Annotated in this window: 13 protein-coding genes; 11 read left to right on the top strand and 2 right to left on the bottom strand. The window is 61.7% G+C overall.

Annotation, left to right across the window (positions count from 1 at the left end; translation table 11 throughout):
- Window positions 1-82 precede the first annotated feature (82 nt).
- The 5 genes from QRN61_RS03490 (at window position 83) to QRN61_RS03470 (ending at window position 4,441) form a co-directional block, all read left to right on the top strand.
- Window positions 83-961: an acyl-CoA dehydrogenase family protein gene (locus tag QRN61_RS03490; protein WP_027614413.1), complete on the top strand. Its 879-nt coding sequence runs from the start codon at window positions 83-85 to the stop codon at window positions 959-961.
- Between the two features lie 146 nt (window positions 962-1,107).
- Window positions 1,108-2,187 carry a serine hydrolase domain-containing protein gene (locus QRN61_RS03485; RefSeq protein ID WP_285373232.1) on the top strand — a complete coding sequence of 360 codons (1,080 nt, stop codon included), beginning with the start codon at window positions 1,108-1,110 and terminating at the stop codon, window positions 2,185-2,187.
- Window positions 2,184-2,501, top strand: coding sequence for an amidase (locus QRN61_RS03480; protein WP_285373231.1), 318 nt, complete (start codon window positions 2,184-2,186; stop codon window positions 2,499-2,501). The genes QRN61_RS03485 and QRN61_RS03480 overlap by 4 nt, the downstream gene beginning before the upstream one ends.
- 190 nt (window positions 2,502-2,691) lie before the next feature.
- Window positions 2,692-3,282, top strand: coding sequence for a YceI family protein (locus tag QRN61_RS03475; protein WP_096797056.1), 591 nt, complete (start codon window positions 2,692-2,694; stop codon window positions 3,280-3,282).
- A 1-nt stretch (window position 3,283) separates the two neighbouring features.
- Window positions 3,284-4,441, top strand: coding sequence for a phospholipase D-like domain-containing protein (locus QRN61_RS03470; RefSeq protein WP_285373230.1), 1,158 nt, complete (start codon window positions 3,284-3,286; stop codon window positions 4,439-4,441).
- 92 nt (window positions 4,442-4,533) lie between these two features.
- Here QRN61_RS03470 and bglX read toward each other — a convergent pair whose 3' ends face one another.
- Window positions 4,534-6,825, bottom strand: a complete 2,292-nt coding sequence (bglX, locus tag QRN61_RS03465) for a beta-glucosidase BglX (protein WP_285373229.1) — start codon at window positions 6,823-6,825, stop codon at window positions 4,534-4,536.
- Window positions 6,826-7,083: 258 nt separating this feature from the next.
- Between bglX and QRN61_RS03460 the strand changes: the two genes are divergently transcribed.
- The 4 genes from QRN61_RS03460 to QRN61_RS03445 all read left to right on the top strand — a co-directional run bounded on the left by QRN61_RS03460 (window position 7,084) and on the right by QRN61_RS03445 (window position 10,604).
- A complete protein-coding gene (locus QRN61_RS03460; protein WP_007963199.1) occupies window positions 7,084-7,692 on the top strand; it encodes a LemA family protein in 609 nt (202 codons plus the stop codon).
- 13 nt (window positions 7,693-7,705) lie between these two features.
- The gene (locus tag QRN61_RS03455) at window positions 7,706-8,458 is read left to right on the top strand and encodes a TPM domain-containing protein (protein WP_285373228.1); all 753 of its coding nucleotides are present in this window, start codon (window positions 7,706-7,708) and stop codon (window positions 8,456-8,458) included.
- Between the two features lie 33 nt (window positions 8,459-8,491).
- Window positions 8,492-9,109, top strand: a complete 618-nt coding sequence (locus QRN61_RS03450; RefSeq protein WP_027614420.1) for a TPM domain-containing protein — start codon at window positions 8,492-8,494, stop codon at window positions 9,107-9,109.
- A gap of 277 nt (window positions 9,110-9,386) precedes the next feature.
- Entirely contained in the window at window positions 9,387-10,604 is a 1,218-nt protein-coding gene (locus tag QRN61_RS03445; RefSeq protein WP_183781561.1) for a class I SAM-dependent methyltransferase, read from the top strand.
- 59 nt (window positions 10,605-10,663) lie between these two features.
- On the opposite strand, the gene QRN61_RS03440 is transcribed toward QRN61_RS03445, so the two are convergent.
- A complete protein-coding gene (locus tag QRN61_RS03440) occupies window positions 10,664-11,569 on the bottom strand; it encodes a DMT family transporter (protein ID WP_285373227.1) in 906 nt (301 codons plus the stop codon).
- A 281-nt stretch (window positions 11,570-11,850) separates the two neighbouring features.
- Here QRN61_RS03440 and QRN61_RS03435 point away from each other — a divergent pair, with 281 nt between their 5' ends.
- Together QRN61_RS03435 and QRN61_RS03430 are read left to right on the top strand one after the other, a co-directional pair.
- Window positions 11,851-12,432 carry a DJ-1/PfpI family protein gene (locus tag QRN61_RS03435; protein WP_064586386.1) on the top strand — a complete coding sequence of 194 codons (582 nt, stop codon included), beginning with the start codon at window positions 11,851-11,853 and terminating at the stop codon, window positions 12,430-12,432.
- Between the two features lie 13 nt (window positions 12,433-12,445).
- Window positions 12,446-12,751, top strand: coding sequence for a ribbon-helix-helix domain-containing protein (locus QRN61_RS03430; protein WP_150370430.1), 306 nt, complete (start codon window positions 12,446-12,448; stop codon window positions 12,749-12,751).
- The last annotated feature ends 172 nt before the right edge of the window (window positions 12,752-12,923 follow it).

Here is a 12,923-nt window from a genome sequence, read left to right as displayed (position 1 = left end):
TGCAAAGTCAGGCTATGTAGCCCCGGTGTCATCACCGTGAACGTTTGGTGATGCTTGTATGACAGCCCTCAAGGAGCCTCTTATGCCCTGGCCCAGCCTGCTCGAAAGCCATGAACGCCTGCCCGCCGTGACTGATCTGGCGGAAGGTTTCGCTACCTTGCTGCATCAATTGGGCAACGTGACGCCGTTCGAACTGGCGGTGGCCGGAGGGCGGCGGATGGCGACGCCGGGGCTGGCATTTCTGGTGGGGTATCAGGCGGCGTTGCGCATGCTCTGGCCGAGCGCGCCGCCGAGTCTTGGCGCGTTGTGTGCGACCGAACAGCGCAGCCTGCGCCCGGCGGACATGCAGACGCGCCTGACAGATTTGCGCCTCAATGGGCGAAAGGATTTCGTCACCGCCGGGGACGCGGCGGACTGGCTGCTCGTCGCCGCGCGCAGTGAAGAACCCGGCGAAACGCCGCGCCTGAGTCTGGCGGTGGTCTATCCCGGCGAACCCGGCGTGCGCGTGGAAAAACTCCCGGCACTGCCGCTGATGCCGGACATCAGTCACGGTCGGCTGCATCTGGACGGCGCGTTGTGCGAATTGCTCGCGGGCGATGGCTGGGACGCTTATGTGAAGCCGTTTCGTAGCCTGGAAGATGTCTATGTGCTGAGCGCGATGACCGCGTGGCTGTATGGCGTCGGTCAGGACAGTGGCTGGTCGCAGCCGCTGCTGTTGCGCTTGCTGGCGCTGTTGGCCGGGTGCGCGGAAGCGAGTCGCCAGCCACCGAATAACCCGGCCGGGCATGTGCTGTTGGGCGGTTTGTTTGCGCAGTTTGATGCGCTGAAGGGCGAGATCGATCAGGCGTTGGCCGAGGGTAGTCCGGAGTGGGCGCAGATGTGGCAGCGTGATCAGGGGGTGATGCAGTTGGCGGCGGGGGCGCGGGCCAAGCGCTTGGCCAAGGCTTTGGCGGTGGGCTGACTGGCCTCTTCGCGAGCAAGCCCGCTCCCACCCTTGGAATGCGTTTCAAATGTGGGAGCGGGCTCGCTCGCGAAGGCGGCAAAAACACCACACATCTGTCATGTGGCAAGACTACCCTCAGCAGGTTCTCCCCAAGAGCCCTCACCATGCGCAAAAGCCTGTCCCTGTTTCTGCTGCTGATCAGCTTCACGGTCCAGGCCGAGCAATGGCCCGGTGAGCAATGGCCGACTGGAGCAAAAATCAGCGGCGCAGCGGTCGAGGCATTAGAGACCTACGCCTTCCCACCCCGCGACGACACTACCCGCCAGGGCATCCGCACGGACGCGCTGCTGATCATCCGCGACGGTCAGTTGATCTACGAACGCTACGCCGGCCCGACCCGTGCCGAGATCCCGCACCTGACCTGGTCGATCAGCAAAAGCCTGATGGCCACGGTACTCGGTGTGGCGTATGGCGAAGGCCTGTTCAAACTGGATGATCCGGTCGCGAAGTTTTATCCGGCGCTGGAACAACACCCCACGATCACCGTAGCGGATCTGCTGCACTGGGCTTCCGGGCTGGACTGGCAGGAAGACTACGAATACGCGCCGCTGAAATCCTCGGTGGTGGCGATGCTCTACACCCGTGGGCACCGCGACATGCCCGCGTTCACTGCCAATCACGACGCTTATGCGCCGCCGGGGCAGACGTTCCGTTACTCCAGTGGCGACAGCAATCTGCTGGCGGCGGCGCTGAAGAACATGGTGGGCCCGCAGCGTTATCCCGACTATCCATGGACCGCGTTGTTCGAGCCGCTGGGCATCCGCCACGCCGTGTGGGAAACCGATGCCGGCGGTACGTTTGTCGCGTCCTCTTATGCCTATCTCACGGCGCGGGATCTGGCGCGGGTCGGTCTGCTGATGGCTCGCGACGGACGTTGGCACGACCGGCAATTGCTGCCCAAGGATTGGGTCGCTTTCAACCGCACTGCCTTTGCCGGCTACAAGGCGCATCAGGACGAAGCGGTGCCCGGTGGTCAGTGGTGGCTCAATCGCCCGGCGGATGGCGCCGCCGCGCCGTGGCCCGACGCGCCGCCCGACACCTTCGCCGCCCTCGGCCATTGGGGCCAGGCGCTGTATGTGATCCCCAGTGAGAAACTGGTGATCGTGCGTTACGCCGATGACCGCGACGGCAGCTATCGCCACAACGAACTGCTCAAACGCGTACTCAAGGCGGTGCAGCCATGAAGCTGTTGAAGCGGGTGTTGCTGTTGGCGCTGATCGTGCTGCTCGGCTGGATCTGGCTCGAACGGGAAAACCTCTGGGCATTTCCGGACATCATCAGTGCCTACACGGCAAAGGAATATTGTTCGTGCCGTTATGTGATGAACAACGACGCCGAGTATTGCCGGGGCTATGTGAAACAGTGGCTGCCAACCAGCGAATTCAGCGATGACAGCGCGAGCAAAACCATCACCGTCAGCGGCATGGGCCGCAGCAATCGTGCCCAGTGGCTGCGCGAACGCCAGGGCTGCCGCCTCAATCCTCAAGTCAATAGATAACCCTGTGGGAGCGGGCTTGCTCGCGAATGCGGTGTGCCATTCAGCATTTGTGTTGACTGATTCACCGCCTTCGCGAGCAAGCCCGCTCCCACAGGAGGTTTCTCCAATCGATAGATTTGCGGCGATCAGTTTGCAATAACGGCGTGGGCGGTTAAGGTTCTTGCAGGTTTATCGCCCCCACGAGTATTCAATGTTCAACCGCTCCCTCTATACAGCCTTCGCCAGTCTGCTGCTGACTGCCGCCGCGCTGCCGGCGCAGGCCAACTGGTATCTGGATGGCGAGTCGTCGCGGCTGTCGTTCGTCAGCACGAAAAACGCCCACATTTCTGAAGTGCAGCGCTTTCTGGTGCTGCACGGCAAGGTCGATCCGGATGGCCGCGCTGAAGTCGAAGTCGAGCTGGATTCGATCAACAGCGGCATCCCGCTGCGCGACGAGCGCATGCGCAAGGAGCTGTTCCAGATCGAGCAATTCCCCGAAGCGACCATCAGCACCCGGATCGACCTGCGCCCGATCAACGATCTGGCCCCCGGTGCGCAGCTGGAATTGCGTCTGCCGCTGACCGTCAACCTGCACGGCAAGCAACATGAATACCCGGCGGAGTTGTTGGCCACCCGTCTCGATGACCGGCGTTTTCAAGTGGTGACCCTGGAACCACTGGTGATCAACGCCGAGGATTTCGATCTGGCGCCGGGGCTGGAAACCCTGCGCAACTTGGCCGGTCTGTCGGCCATCAGTCTGTCGGTGCCGGTGGGTGCGGTGCTGATTTTCACGGCGCGCTGACATGCGCGGCGCGGTGTTTCCATGGCGTGACGGCAACCGGTTCGAACTGTTGATCGACGGCCCGCAATTCTTCCCGCGCATGCTGGTGGAAATTGCCCGCGCCGAGGAGCAGGTCGAACTGGAGTTGTATCTGGTGGAGGCGGGCGCTTGTGCCGAGGCCGTGGTTCAGGCGCTGGTCCAGGCCGCCGAGCGCGGCGTGCGGGTACGCTGCCTGTTCGATGACTACGGCAGCCTCGCGTTTACCCTGCACCTGCGTCAGCGCCTGACCAAAGCCGGGGTCGAACTGCGTTTCTACAATCGCCTGAACTGGCGGCGCTGGGTCGGCAACTTCTATCGTGATCACCGCAAATTGCTGCTGGTCGATCAGCGTCTGGCGGTGGTCGGCGGCACCGGTGTTACCGATGAATTCTGGACACCGGGGCAGGGCAGCAGCGAGTGGCACGAAGTGATGGTGGAAATCAACGGCCCGCTGGTGCTCGACTGGCAAGTGCTGTTCGACCGCCAATGGATCGCCAACCGCCATCGCCGGGCCTGGAAACCGTCGGCGCATGTCGGCCTGCCACGCTTGCCCAAGGTCCCGGACATGGGCGAGGGCATGGGCCGCGTGGCCTATGCCGATGCCCGTCAGCATCGCGACATTCTGCAGTCGCTGTTTCGTGCACTGAACAGCGGGCAGAAGCGCATCTGGATGGCCACCCCGTATTTCCTGCCGACCTGGAAAATCCGTCGCTCGCTGCGCAAGGCAGCTGCCCGTGGTGTCGACGTCCGGTTACTGCTCACCGGGCCGCGCACCGATCACCCGTCGGTGCGTTACGCCGGCCATCGTTACTACCCACGCCTGCTCAAGGCCGGGGTGCAGATCTTTGAATATCAGCCGTGCTTCCTGCACCTGAAAATGGTCTTGGTGGACGAGTGGGTGAGCATCGGTTCGTGCAACTTCGATCACTGGAACTTGCGCTTCAATCTGGAGGCGAATCTGGAGGCACTGGACCCGTCGTTGACGGCAGCGGTGGTGCAGAGTTTCGAGAAGGATTTCGGTCTGAGCCAGCAGGTCAGTCTGGAGGAGTGGCAGCGCCGGCCGTTGTGGCGGCGGGTGAAGCAGCGGGTTTGGGGCTGGGTGGATCGGTTGGTGGTCAATATCCTCGACAGACGCGGTTAACGCCAATTTCGAAACCAGTGGATTCCAATGTGGGAGGGGGCTTGCTCCCTCCCACAAAGGCCCCTCTCACACGGGGATTGGTTACTGAATAATTACAGCAACTCAAAGCTCTGCTGCGTCACATCCTGCGAATCCAGGCCGATCTGCACGTTGAACTTGCCAGGCTCGGCCGCGTACTTGAGCTGGGCGTTGTAGAACTTCAGGTCATCCTCGGTGATGGTGAAGTGCACGACTTTCTGTTCGCCGGCCTTGAGCATGACTTTCTGGAAGTTCTTCAGTTCTTTCACCGGGCGAATCATCGAACCGGCGACGTCCTGGATGTACAGCTGCACCACGGTTTCGCCGTCACGTTTGCCGGTATTTTTCAGGGTGACACTGGCATCGAGCTTGCCGGTCTTGTTCAGCGTGGTTGACGACAGCGCCATGTCGCTCAGCGTGAACTGGGTGTAGCTCAGGCCGTAACCGAACGGGAACAGGGGACCGGTGGTGTCATCGAAATACTGCGAGGTGTAGTTGCCCGGTTTGCCCGGCGTGAACGGCCGGCCAATGCTCAGGTGGTTGTAGTAGGTCGGGATCTGGCCCACGGAACGCGGGAAGGTCACCGGCAGTTTGCCCGACGGGTTGTAGTCGCCGAACAGCACGTCGGCGATGGCGTTACCGCCCTCGGTGCCGCTGAACCAGGTTTCCAGAATCGCATCAGCCGACTGGTTCTCTTCGAGGATGGTCAGCGGACGGCCGTTCATCAGTACCAGTACCAGTGGTTTGCCGGTGGCTTTCAGGGCACGGATCAGCTCGCGCTGATTTTCCGGGATGTTCAGGTCGGTGCGGCTGGAGGATTCGTGGGACATGCCACGGGACTCGCCAACGGCGGCGACGATCACGTCAGCGTCCTTGGCTGCTTTCACCGCCTCGTCGATCAGCACGTTGGCCGGGCGCGGGTCATCGACCACTTCCGGAGCATCGAAATTGAGGAAGTTCAGGTAATCCAGCACCTTCTTGTCGCTGGTGATGTTCGCGCCACGGGCGTAGATCAGGTTGGCCTTGTCGCCAATCACCGAGCTCATGCCGTCGAACAGGGTCACCGATTGCGCCGGCTTACCGGCCGCCGCCCAACTGCCCATCATGTCGATCGGCGCCTTGGCCAATGGACCGACCAGCATGACTTTCGCGTCTTTCTTCAGCGGCAGGGTTTCGTTCTGGTTCTTCAGCAACACCAGGCTGCGGCGTGCCACGTCACGGGCCTCGGCGCGGTGCAGACGGCTTTCGGCGTAGGTGTCGGCCGGATCATCCTCGGCCTTGCCGATGCGCAGGTACGGGTCCTTGAACAGGCCCATGTCGTACTTGGCGGCGAGCACTTCGCGCACGGCGTTGTCGATGTCTTTCTGCTCGATCTCGCCGGACTTGAGCAGCCCCGGCAGCTCTTTGCCGTACAGGGTGTCGTTCATGCTCATGTCGATGCCGGCCTTGATCGCCAGCTTCGCCGCTTCACGACCGTCAGCGGCCACGCCGTGCTTGATGAGCTCGAAGATCGCCCCGTGGTCGCTGACGGCCAGGCCCTTGAAGCCCCAGTCCTTGCGCAGCAGGTCGTTCATCAGCCAGGTGTTGGCGGTGGCCGGAATGCCGTTGATCGAGTTCAACGCCACCATCACCCCGCCGGCACCGGCGTCGATCGCCGCGCGGTACGGTGGCAGGTAGTCCTGGTACATCTTCACCGGGCTCATGTCGACGGTGTTGTAGTCACGACCGCCCTCGACCGCGCCATACAGGGCGAAGTGCTTGACGCTGGCCATGATGCTGTCGGCTGCGCTCGGCGTGTCGCCCTGATAGGCCTTGACCATCACTTTGGCAATGCGCGAGGTCAGGTAGGTGTCTTCACCGAACCCTTCGGAGCTGCGGCCCCAGCGCGGATCGCGGGAGATGTCGACCATCGGCGCGAAGGTGATGTCGAGGCTGTCGGCCGCGGCTTCCTTGGCGGCAACGCGCCCGGACTGACCGATGGCGTCCATGTCCCAGCTCGATGCCAGGGCCAGCGGAATCGGGAAAATCGTACGGTGACCGTGGATCACGTCGTACGCAAAAAACATCGGAATCTTCAGGCGACTGCGCATCGCCGCGTCCTGCATCGGACGGTTTTCCGGGCGGGTGATCGAGTTGAACGTACCGCCGATGTTGCCGGCGGCGATCTCTTTGCGGATCAACTCACGGGGCATTTCCGGGCCGATGCTGATCAGGCGCAACTGGCCGATCTTTTCATCGAGGGTCATTTGTTTCATCAGATTGCTGATGAACGCGTCCTTGTTTTCCAGGGGTACCGGGGTCGTGGCGGCCAATACTTGATGACTGGCCAGGCTGACGAACAGGCCCAGCAAACACAGCTTCTTCATGAATATTTTTCTCAAGGGCCCAAGCGGCAATGCAATGCCGGCCAGCCAAAAGTTAGGGAGCGACTATTGTTGTTCGGGTGCAGGCTCAAAATGACCGAGCCAAAAACGCCCGCCGACACTCGGCTGCGTTTGCGCAGGGCCTCTTTTTAGCCCATCGGCCCGTTGCAATCCAGTGGCGCGGCCGATTATGCCCCAACCGCTGATGCAGAAGGTTTCACGGTCGGTTTTTTATGAAATATGCCAGGGAGCATCACTTTGATGAATGTCAGTCCAACCTACCGCTCGCGTCTGCAGGTCGCCACGCTGCTGGTGCTTGCCACTTTGTTGACCGCATGCGGCATCAACAATATCCCGACCCTCGATGAACAGGCCAAGGCGGCCTGGGGCCAGGTCCAGAACCAGTACCAGCGCCGTGCCGACCTGATCCCCAACCTGGTGGAGACCGTCAGAGGCTACGCCAAGCATGAGGAGGCGACCCTGACCGCCGTGGTCGAGGCGCGGGCCAAGGCGACGTCGATCCAGGTCGATGCCAGCACCCTCGACAATCCGGAAAAACTCAAGCAGTTCCAGCAGGCTCAGGATCAGTTGAGTGGCGCGCTCAGCCGTTTGATGGTGGTCTCCGAGCGTTATCCGGACCTGAAGGCCAACCAGAACTTCCTTGCCCTGCAATCGCAGCTCGAAGGCACGGAAAACCGGATTGCCGTGGCGCGGCGCGATTTCATTCTGGCGGTGCAGAAATACAACACCGAGATCCGCACGTTTCCCGGGCGCCTCTGGCACAGCGTGATGTACAGCGACCTGCCGATTCGCGAAACCTTCGAAGCCACCACCCCCGGTGCGGAAAAGGCCCCGGAAGTGAAGTTCTGATTCGAGGTTGCCCATGCGTGTGTTGAAGATAGGCCTGGTGCTGATGCTCTGGCTGTTCGCCGTCAGCGCCCGGGCCGAGTTGACGTTCCCGGCGCTGAGCGGGCGGGTGGTGGACGAGGCGCAGATGATCGAGCCGTCGGTGCGCGCCCAGTTGAGCCAGCAATTGCAGGCTCACGAGCAGGCCACCGGCGAGCAACTGGTGGTCGTCACGGTGCCTGATCTGCAGGGCACCACCATCGAGGATTACGGCGTGCAACTGGGCCGGCACTGGGGCATCGGCCAGAAAGACAAGAACAACGGCGCGCTGCTGATCGTCGCCCGGGACGAGCGCAAACTGCGCATCGAAGTCGGTTACGGTCTGGAGGATCGGCTGACCGATGCGCAGAGTTCGGTGATCATTCATCAAGTGATCACCCCGGCGTTCAAGGCCGGCAATTTCAGCAAGGGCATCAGCGACGGCGTGGCGGCGATGCTGGTGGTGCTCGGCGGCAATCCTCTGGACGAACCATCGACGGTGTACGAGTCGAGCGGCGATCCGCAGAGCGATTTTGTCTCGCGGCATCCGCTGTTGTTCGTTTTTCTGGTGGTGTTGTTCATCCTGACCGTGTTTGTCTGCCAGATGCTCGGTATCCTTCCCGCCGGCCGTGGCGGCTCCGGAGGCGGGGGCGGTTTCGGCGGTGGTGGATTTGGCGGTGGCGCTGGAGGCGGGGGCTTCAGCGGCGGCGGGGGCAGTTTCGGCGGCGGCGGTTCGTCCGGCGGCTGGTGAACACACAACAATAATGATCAGGCACTTTTCGACATGGCATTACTGACTGAACACGAACAACGCAAAGTCGCCGAGGCGATTGCCCGGGTCGAGCGCGACACCGACGCCGAACTGGTCACCGTGCTGGCGGCCCGCGCCGATGACTACGCGTACATTCCGCTGCTGTGGGCCAGCCTGCTGGCGCTGCTGGTGCCGGGCATCGTCCATTACCTGACTGGCTGGCTGACCATGCACAGCCTGTTGCTGGTGCAATGGGGGCTGTTCATCGTCCTGTGCCTGCTGTTTCGCCTGCCGAAGATCACCACCCATCTGATCCCGCGCCGCGTGCGCCACTGGCGGGCATCGAATCTGGCGCGGCGGCAGTTCCTCGAACAGAACCTGCACCACACCGTCGGCAGCACCGGGATGCTGATCTTTGTCTGCGAGGCCGAGCGCTACGTGGAGATTCTGGTGGACGAGGGGATTTCCCGGCGGCTGGACAACAAGAGCTGGGACGCGATCGTCGCCGCGTTCACCGAGCAGGTGCGGCAGGGGCGCACGCTTGAGGGCTTTGTGACGTGCATCGAGGCCTGCGGTGAATTACTCAAGGTGCACGTGCCGGTGACGCAGGTGAGGAATGAATTGCCCAATCGGTTGATTGTGTTGGGCTGAGTCTGGGTGCGGTTCTTTCCGGTCCCGCTGAACAAGGCCTGTCTGATACATATGGCCGGATTACGCCAGTGTGGGAGCGGGCTTGCTCGCGAATACGGTCTGACATTCAACATCGATGTCGCCTGATACGCCGCTTTCGCGAGCAAGCCCGCTCCCACAGGGGCCAGGCAGTGCGCTGAGTTCTTGTGCCGTTGGGTAAATAAGAACGTGTCCCCAAGCGCCATCCCCCCTAAAATACCTGCCATTCCCGATTTCGCCCGTCCGAGGCCGCTTTTCCATGTCCGTTACCGCCCCCTCCCTCAAACCCGCGCCCGATCATCACGCCCAGTTCATCGAGCTGCTGCAAACCAGCCTCGAACACAACGGCTTCATCAAACTGGTGCTGGCCAAGTACGTGGGTGAAGAGGCGGATCTGCAGCGGATCATCATCAAAGCGGTGACGGTCAAGGCGCAGCCAAACCTGTCGTTTGTCTATCGCTACAAGACCCGCGACATCACCAAGAATCTGCCGCTGAGCGAAGGCGTGGCGGTGATTGCCGAGCTGTTGCCGGCCGCGTTCAAGAATGCGCATTTGCTGACCGTGACCGACGAAGCCCAGCTCGAATACAGCAAAAAGGGCAAGAGTTCACTGTTCAAGAGCAAACCTCAGCAATTGCGTGAAGCGCCGTCCGCCGAGCACAACCGTGAGAAGAACCGTTTTCTGGACTTGAGCCGGCCGTTCCTCAAGGACCTGGGCGTGACCAACGCGCAACACGAGCTGATCCCGGCGATGTCGCGCAAGTGGAAGCAGATCAACAAGTTCATCGAAGTCTTCAGCCACGCGCTGACCTCGTCACCGCTGGCGCTGGACAAACCGGTGCGGGTGGCGGACTTCGGTTCGGGCAAGGGCTATCTGACGTTCGCCATCCACGATTACCTGCGCAACACGCTCAAGGCCGAAGGCGAAGTCACCGGCGTCGAGCTGCGCGAAGAGATGGTCAACCTGTGCAACGCCGCCGCGGCCAAGTTGGAACACCCGGGCCTGGTGTTCAAGTGCGGTGACGTGCGCAGCGTGGCGCCGAGCGAACTGGACGTGATGATCGCCCTGCATGCCTGCGACATCGCCACCGACTACGCGATTCACACCGGCATTCGCTCGGGTGCGTCGATCATCATGTGCTCGCCGTGCTGCCACAAACAGATCCGCCTGCAGATCCAGAGTCCGGCGCTGCTCAAGCCGATGCTGCAATACGGTCTGCACCTGGGCCAACAGGCGGAGATGGTCACCGACAGCCTGCGCGCGCTGTTCCTCGAAGCCTGCGGTTACGAGACCAAAGTGTTCGAGTTCATCTCGCTCGAACACACCAACAAGAACAAGATGATTCTCGCGGTGAAACGCGCCGAGCCGGTGGACCCGGCTCAGTTGCTGGTGAAGATTCAGGAGCTCAAGGATTTCTACAACATCAGCGAGCACTGTCTGGAAACCCTGCTGCGCGCCGACGGCTTTCTCGCCTGACCTTGTGGGAGCGAGCCTGCTCGCGAAGGCAGACTGCCAGCCAAGGATGCTGCTGGCTGTTATGGCCCCTTCGCGAGCAGGCTCGCTCCCACATGGGGTTTGATGGCGGTCTTGCGCCCGAGCTTCACAGTGGCAATCACCCCGCAGGCAAACACCCAGGTAATCGGCTCGACATGTTCACCAAAGAACAGCGCCGAAAACGCGATGGTGAAAAAGATCTGCAGCAACTGGATCTGACTGACCCGCGCGATCCCGCCCATCGCCAGCCCGGCGTACCAGGCGAAGAAGCCGAGAAACTGCGAAAACAGTGCCACGTAGCCGAACGCCCACCAGGCCTTGGCTGACACTGCACCGTGATGCTGCAGCGCCAAGTACAACACCGGGCCGAGCAGCAGCGGCGTCGACAGCACCAGCGCCCAGCAGATTACCTGCCAGCCGCCCATTTCCCTGGCCAACCGGCCACCCTCGGCATAGCCCAGACCACCGACGGCAATTGCGCCGAGCATCAACAAGTCACCGGCCTGAATGCTCCCGTCGCCGGTGTACAACGCGTAGCCGAGCACCAGCGCACTGCCCAGTGCGGCGCAGGCCCAGAAGGCTTTCGACGGGCGTTCATGGGACAACCAGGCGGCATACAGCGCCACGCACAGCGGCTGCAAACCGTTGACCAGCGCGCCGTGGGACGCCGGCAAGGTCTGCATGGCCCACGCCGACAGCACCGGGAAGCCGAGAATCACCCCGGCGATTACCAGGCTCAGGCCTTTGATTTGCTGCCAGCTCGGCCACTTCTCGCGTCGCCATAACAACAACGCTGCCGCGGGAATCGCCGCGAACAGCGCGCGGCCGAGGCCGTTGAGCAACGGATGCAGTTCCTGCACCACAATCCGGGTGAAGGGCAGGGTCAAGCTGAAAATCACAACCCCGAGCAGGCCGAGGGCCATGCCGGTGTTTTCGCGCGAGGACATGTGAGTGACCAGAATTGAAGGTGACAGGGAGGTGGCTTCATCTAGCCATAAACCGGGCGGGTCGGGCTGTTACAGCTAGGCACAGACTTAGGCGTACAGTTTGCGGACGCTATCGCGAGCAGGCTCACTCCTACAATTGGAATGCATTCCCCTGTAGGAGTGAGCCTGCTCGCGAAAAACGATAACGCGGTCTTCGAGGTAGTAGCCGGTTGTTACCCGCCCCAACGGATAAGGTCTACCTTGAATACTCCTGCAAGCCCATTTCCAGAGGAGTCCTCCCCATGGCCGCGAAAAAAATCCTGATGCTGGTCGGCGATTACGTCGAAGACTACGAAGTGATGGTGCCGTTCCAGGCCCTGCAAATGGTCGGTCACACTGTGCACGCCGTGTGCCCGGACAAGGTTGCGGGCAAGACTGTGCGCACCGCGATCCATGACTTCGAAGGCGACCAGACTTACAGCGAGAAACCGGGTCACCTGTTTGCCCTCAACTTTGATTTCGCCAAGGTCGCCGAGGCCGATTACGACGCGCTGCTGATCCCCGGGGGACGAGCGCCGGAATACCTGCGCCTGAACGAAAAAGTTCTGGAGCTGGTGCGCGCCTTCGACAAGGCTGGCAAGCCGATTGCCGCGGTGTGCCACGGCGCGCAGTTGCTCGCGGCGGCGGGCGTTCTGGAAGGTCGCGAATGCAGCGCCTATCCGGCCTGCGCCCCGGAAGTGCGCCTGGCCGGTGGCACGTTCATCGATATTCCGGTGACCGACGGCCACGTTCAGGGCAATCTGGCGACTGCGCCAGCATGGCCGGCGCATCCGAACTGGCTGGCCGGTTTCCTCGGTTTGCTTGGCACCAAAATCACCCTGTAACGAGGATTCGCCGATGTGCGAGCTCTACGTCAAGGCCGACCCGATTCTCTACGAATCCCGCTCGCGCTCGTTGCGCATCTGCGGCGTGGTGACGACCCTGCGCCTGGAAAACCAGTTCTGGGACATCCTCAGCGAAATCGCCGAAGTCGATGGCATGACCACCAACCAGTTGATCGCCAAGCTGTATGAAGAGGTGATGGATTATCGCGGGGAGGTGGTGAATTTCGCTTCGTTCCTGCGGGTGAGTTGCACGCGGTATCTGAGTCAGCGACGGGTGAGTGCGCCGGAGTTGTCGGTGGTGCGGGCCGGGGTGAAATAGCCGATTGTGAGTCGACCCCTTCGCGAGCAAGCCCGCTCCCACAGTAGATCTCCAGTGATCACAAAAACAGGTGAGCACTCGTTAACCAATGTGGGAGCAACTGTCTTACTGCCACCATTCGTCACCGCCACTCTGTGCCGTCTCGCAGCATGGCATTCAATCTGATCAGCAG

Source organism: Pseudomonas sp. lyk4-TYG-107, from assembly GCF_030209055.1.
Taxonomy (GTDB): Bacteria; Pseudomonadota; Gammaproteobacteria; order Pseudomonadales; family Pseudomonadaceae; genus Aquipseudomonas; species Aquipseudomonas putida_A.
The sequence above is the reverse complement of the archived record's forward strand: the minus strand, read 5'-3'. Positions and strand labels throughout refer to the sequence as shown.

Bases quoted from the DNA above. Each gene is read 5' to 3' on its own strand.
- QRN61_RS03440 (WP_285373227.1), bottom strand. From the start codon at position 11,569: ATGTCCTCGCGCGAAAACACCGGCATGGCCCTCGGCCTGCTCGGGGTT.
- QRN61_RS03470 (WP_285373230.1), top strand. From the start codon at position 3,284: ATGCGCGGCGCGGTGTTTCCATGGCGTGACGGCAACCGGTTCGAACTG.
- QRN61_RS03490 (WP_027614413.1), top strand. From the start codon at position 83: ATGCCCTGGCCCAGCCTGCTCGAAAGCCATGAACGCCTGCCCGCCGTG.
- QRN61_RS03460 (WP_007963199.1), top strand. From the start codon at position 7,084: ATGAATGTCAGTCCAACCTACCGCTCGCGTCTGCAGGTCGCCACGCTG.
- QRN61_RS03485 (WP_285373232.1), top strand. From the start codon at position 1,108: ATGCGCAAAAGCCTGTCCCTGTTTCTGCTGCTGATCAGCTTCACGGTC.
- QRN61_RS03435 (WP_064586386.1), top strand. From the start codon at position 11,851: ATGGCCGCGAAAAAAATCCTGATGCTGGTCGGCGATTACGTCGAAGAC.
- QRN61_RS03445 (WP_183781561.1), top strand. From the start codon at position 9,387: ATGTCCGTTACCGCCCCCTCCCTCAAACCCGCGCCCGATCATCACGCC.
- QRN61_RS03450 (WP_027614420.1), top strand. From the start codon at position 8,492: ATGGCATTACTGACTGAACACGAACAACGCAAAGTCGCCGAGGCGATT.
- QRN61_RS03475 (WP_096797056.1), top strand. From the start codon at position 2,692: ATGTTCAACCGCTCCCTCTATACAGCCTTCGCCAGTCTGCTGCTGACT.
- QRN61_RS03480 (WP_285373231.1), top strand. From the start codon at position 2,184: ATGAAGCTGTTGAAGCGGGTGTTGCTGTTGGCGCTGATCGTGCTGCTC.
- bglX (WP_285373229.1), bottom strand. From the start codon at position 6,825: ATGAAGAAGCTGTGTTTGCTGGGCCTGTTCGTCAGCCTGGCCAGTCAT.
- QRN61_RS03455 (WP_285373228.1), top strand. From the start codon at position 7,706: ATGCGTGTGTTGAAGATAGGCCTGGTGCTGATGCTCTGGCTGTTCGCC.
- QRN61_RS03430 (WP_150370430.1), top strand. From the start codon at position 12,446: ATGTGCGAGCTCTACGTCAAGGCCGACCCGATTCTCTACGAATCCCGC.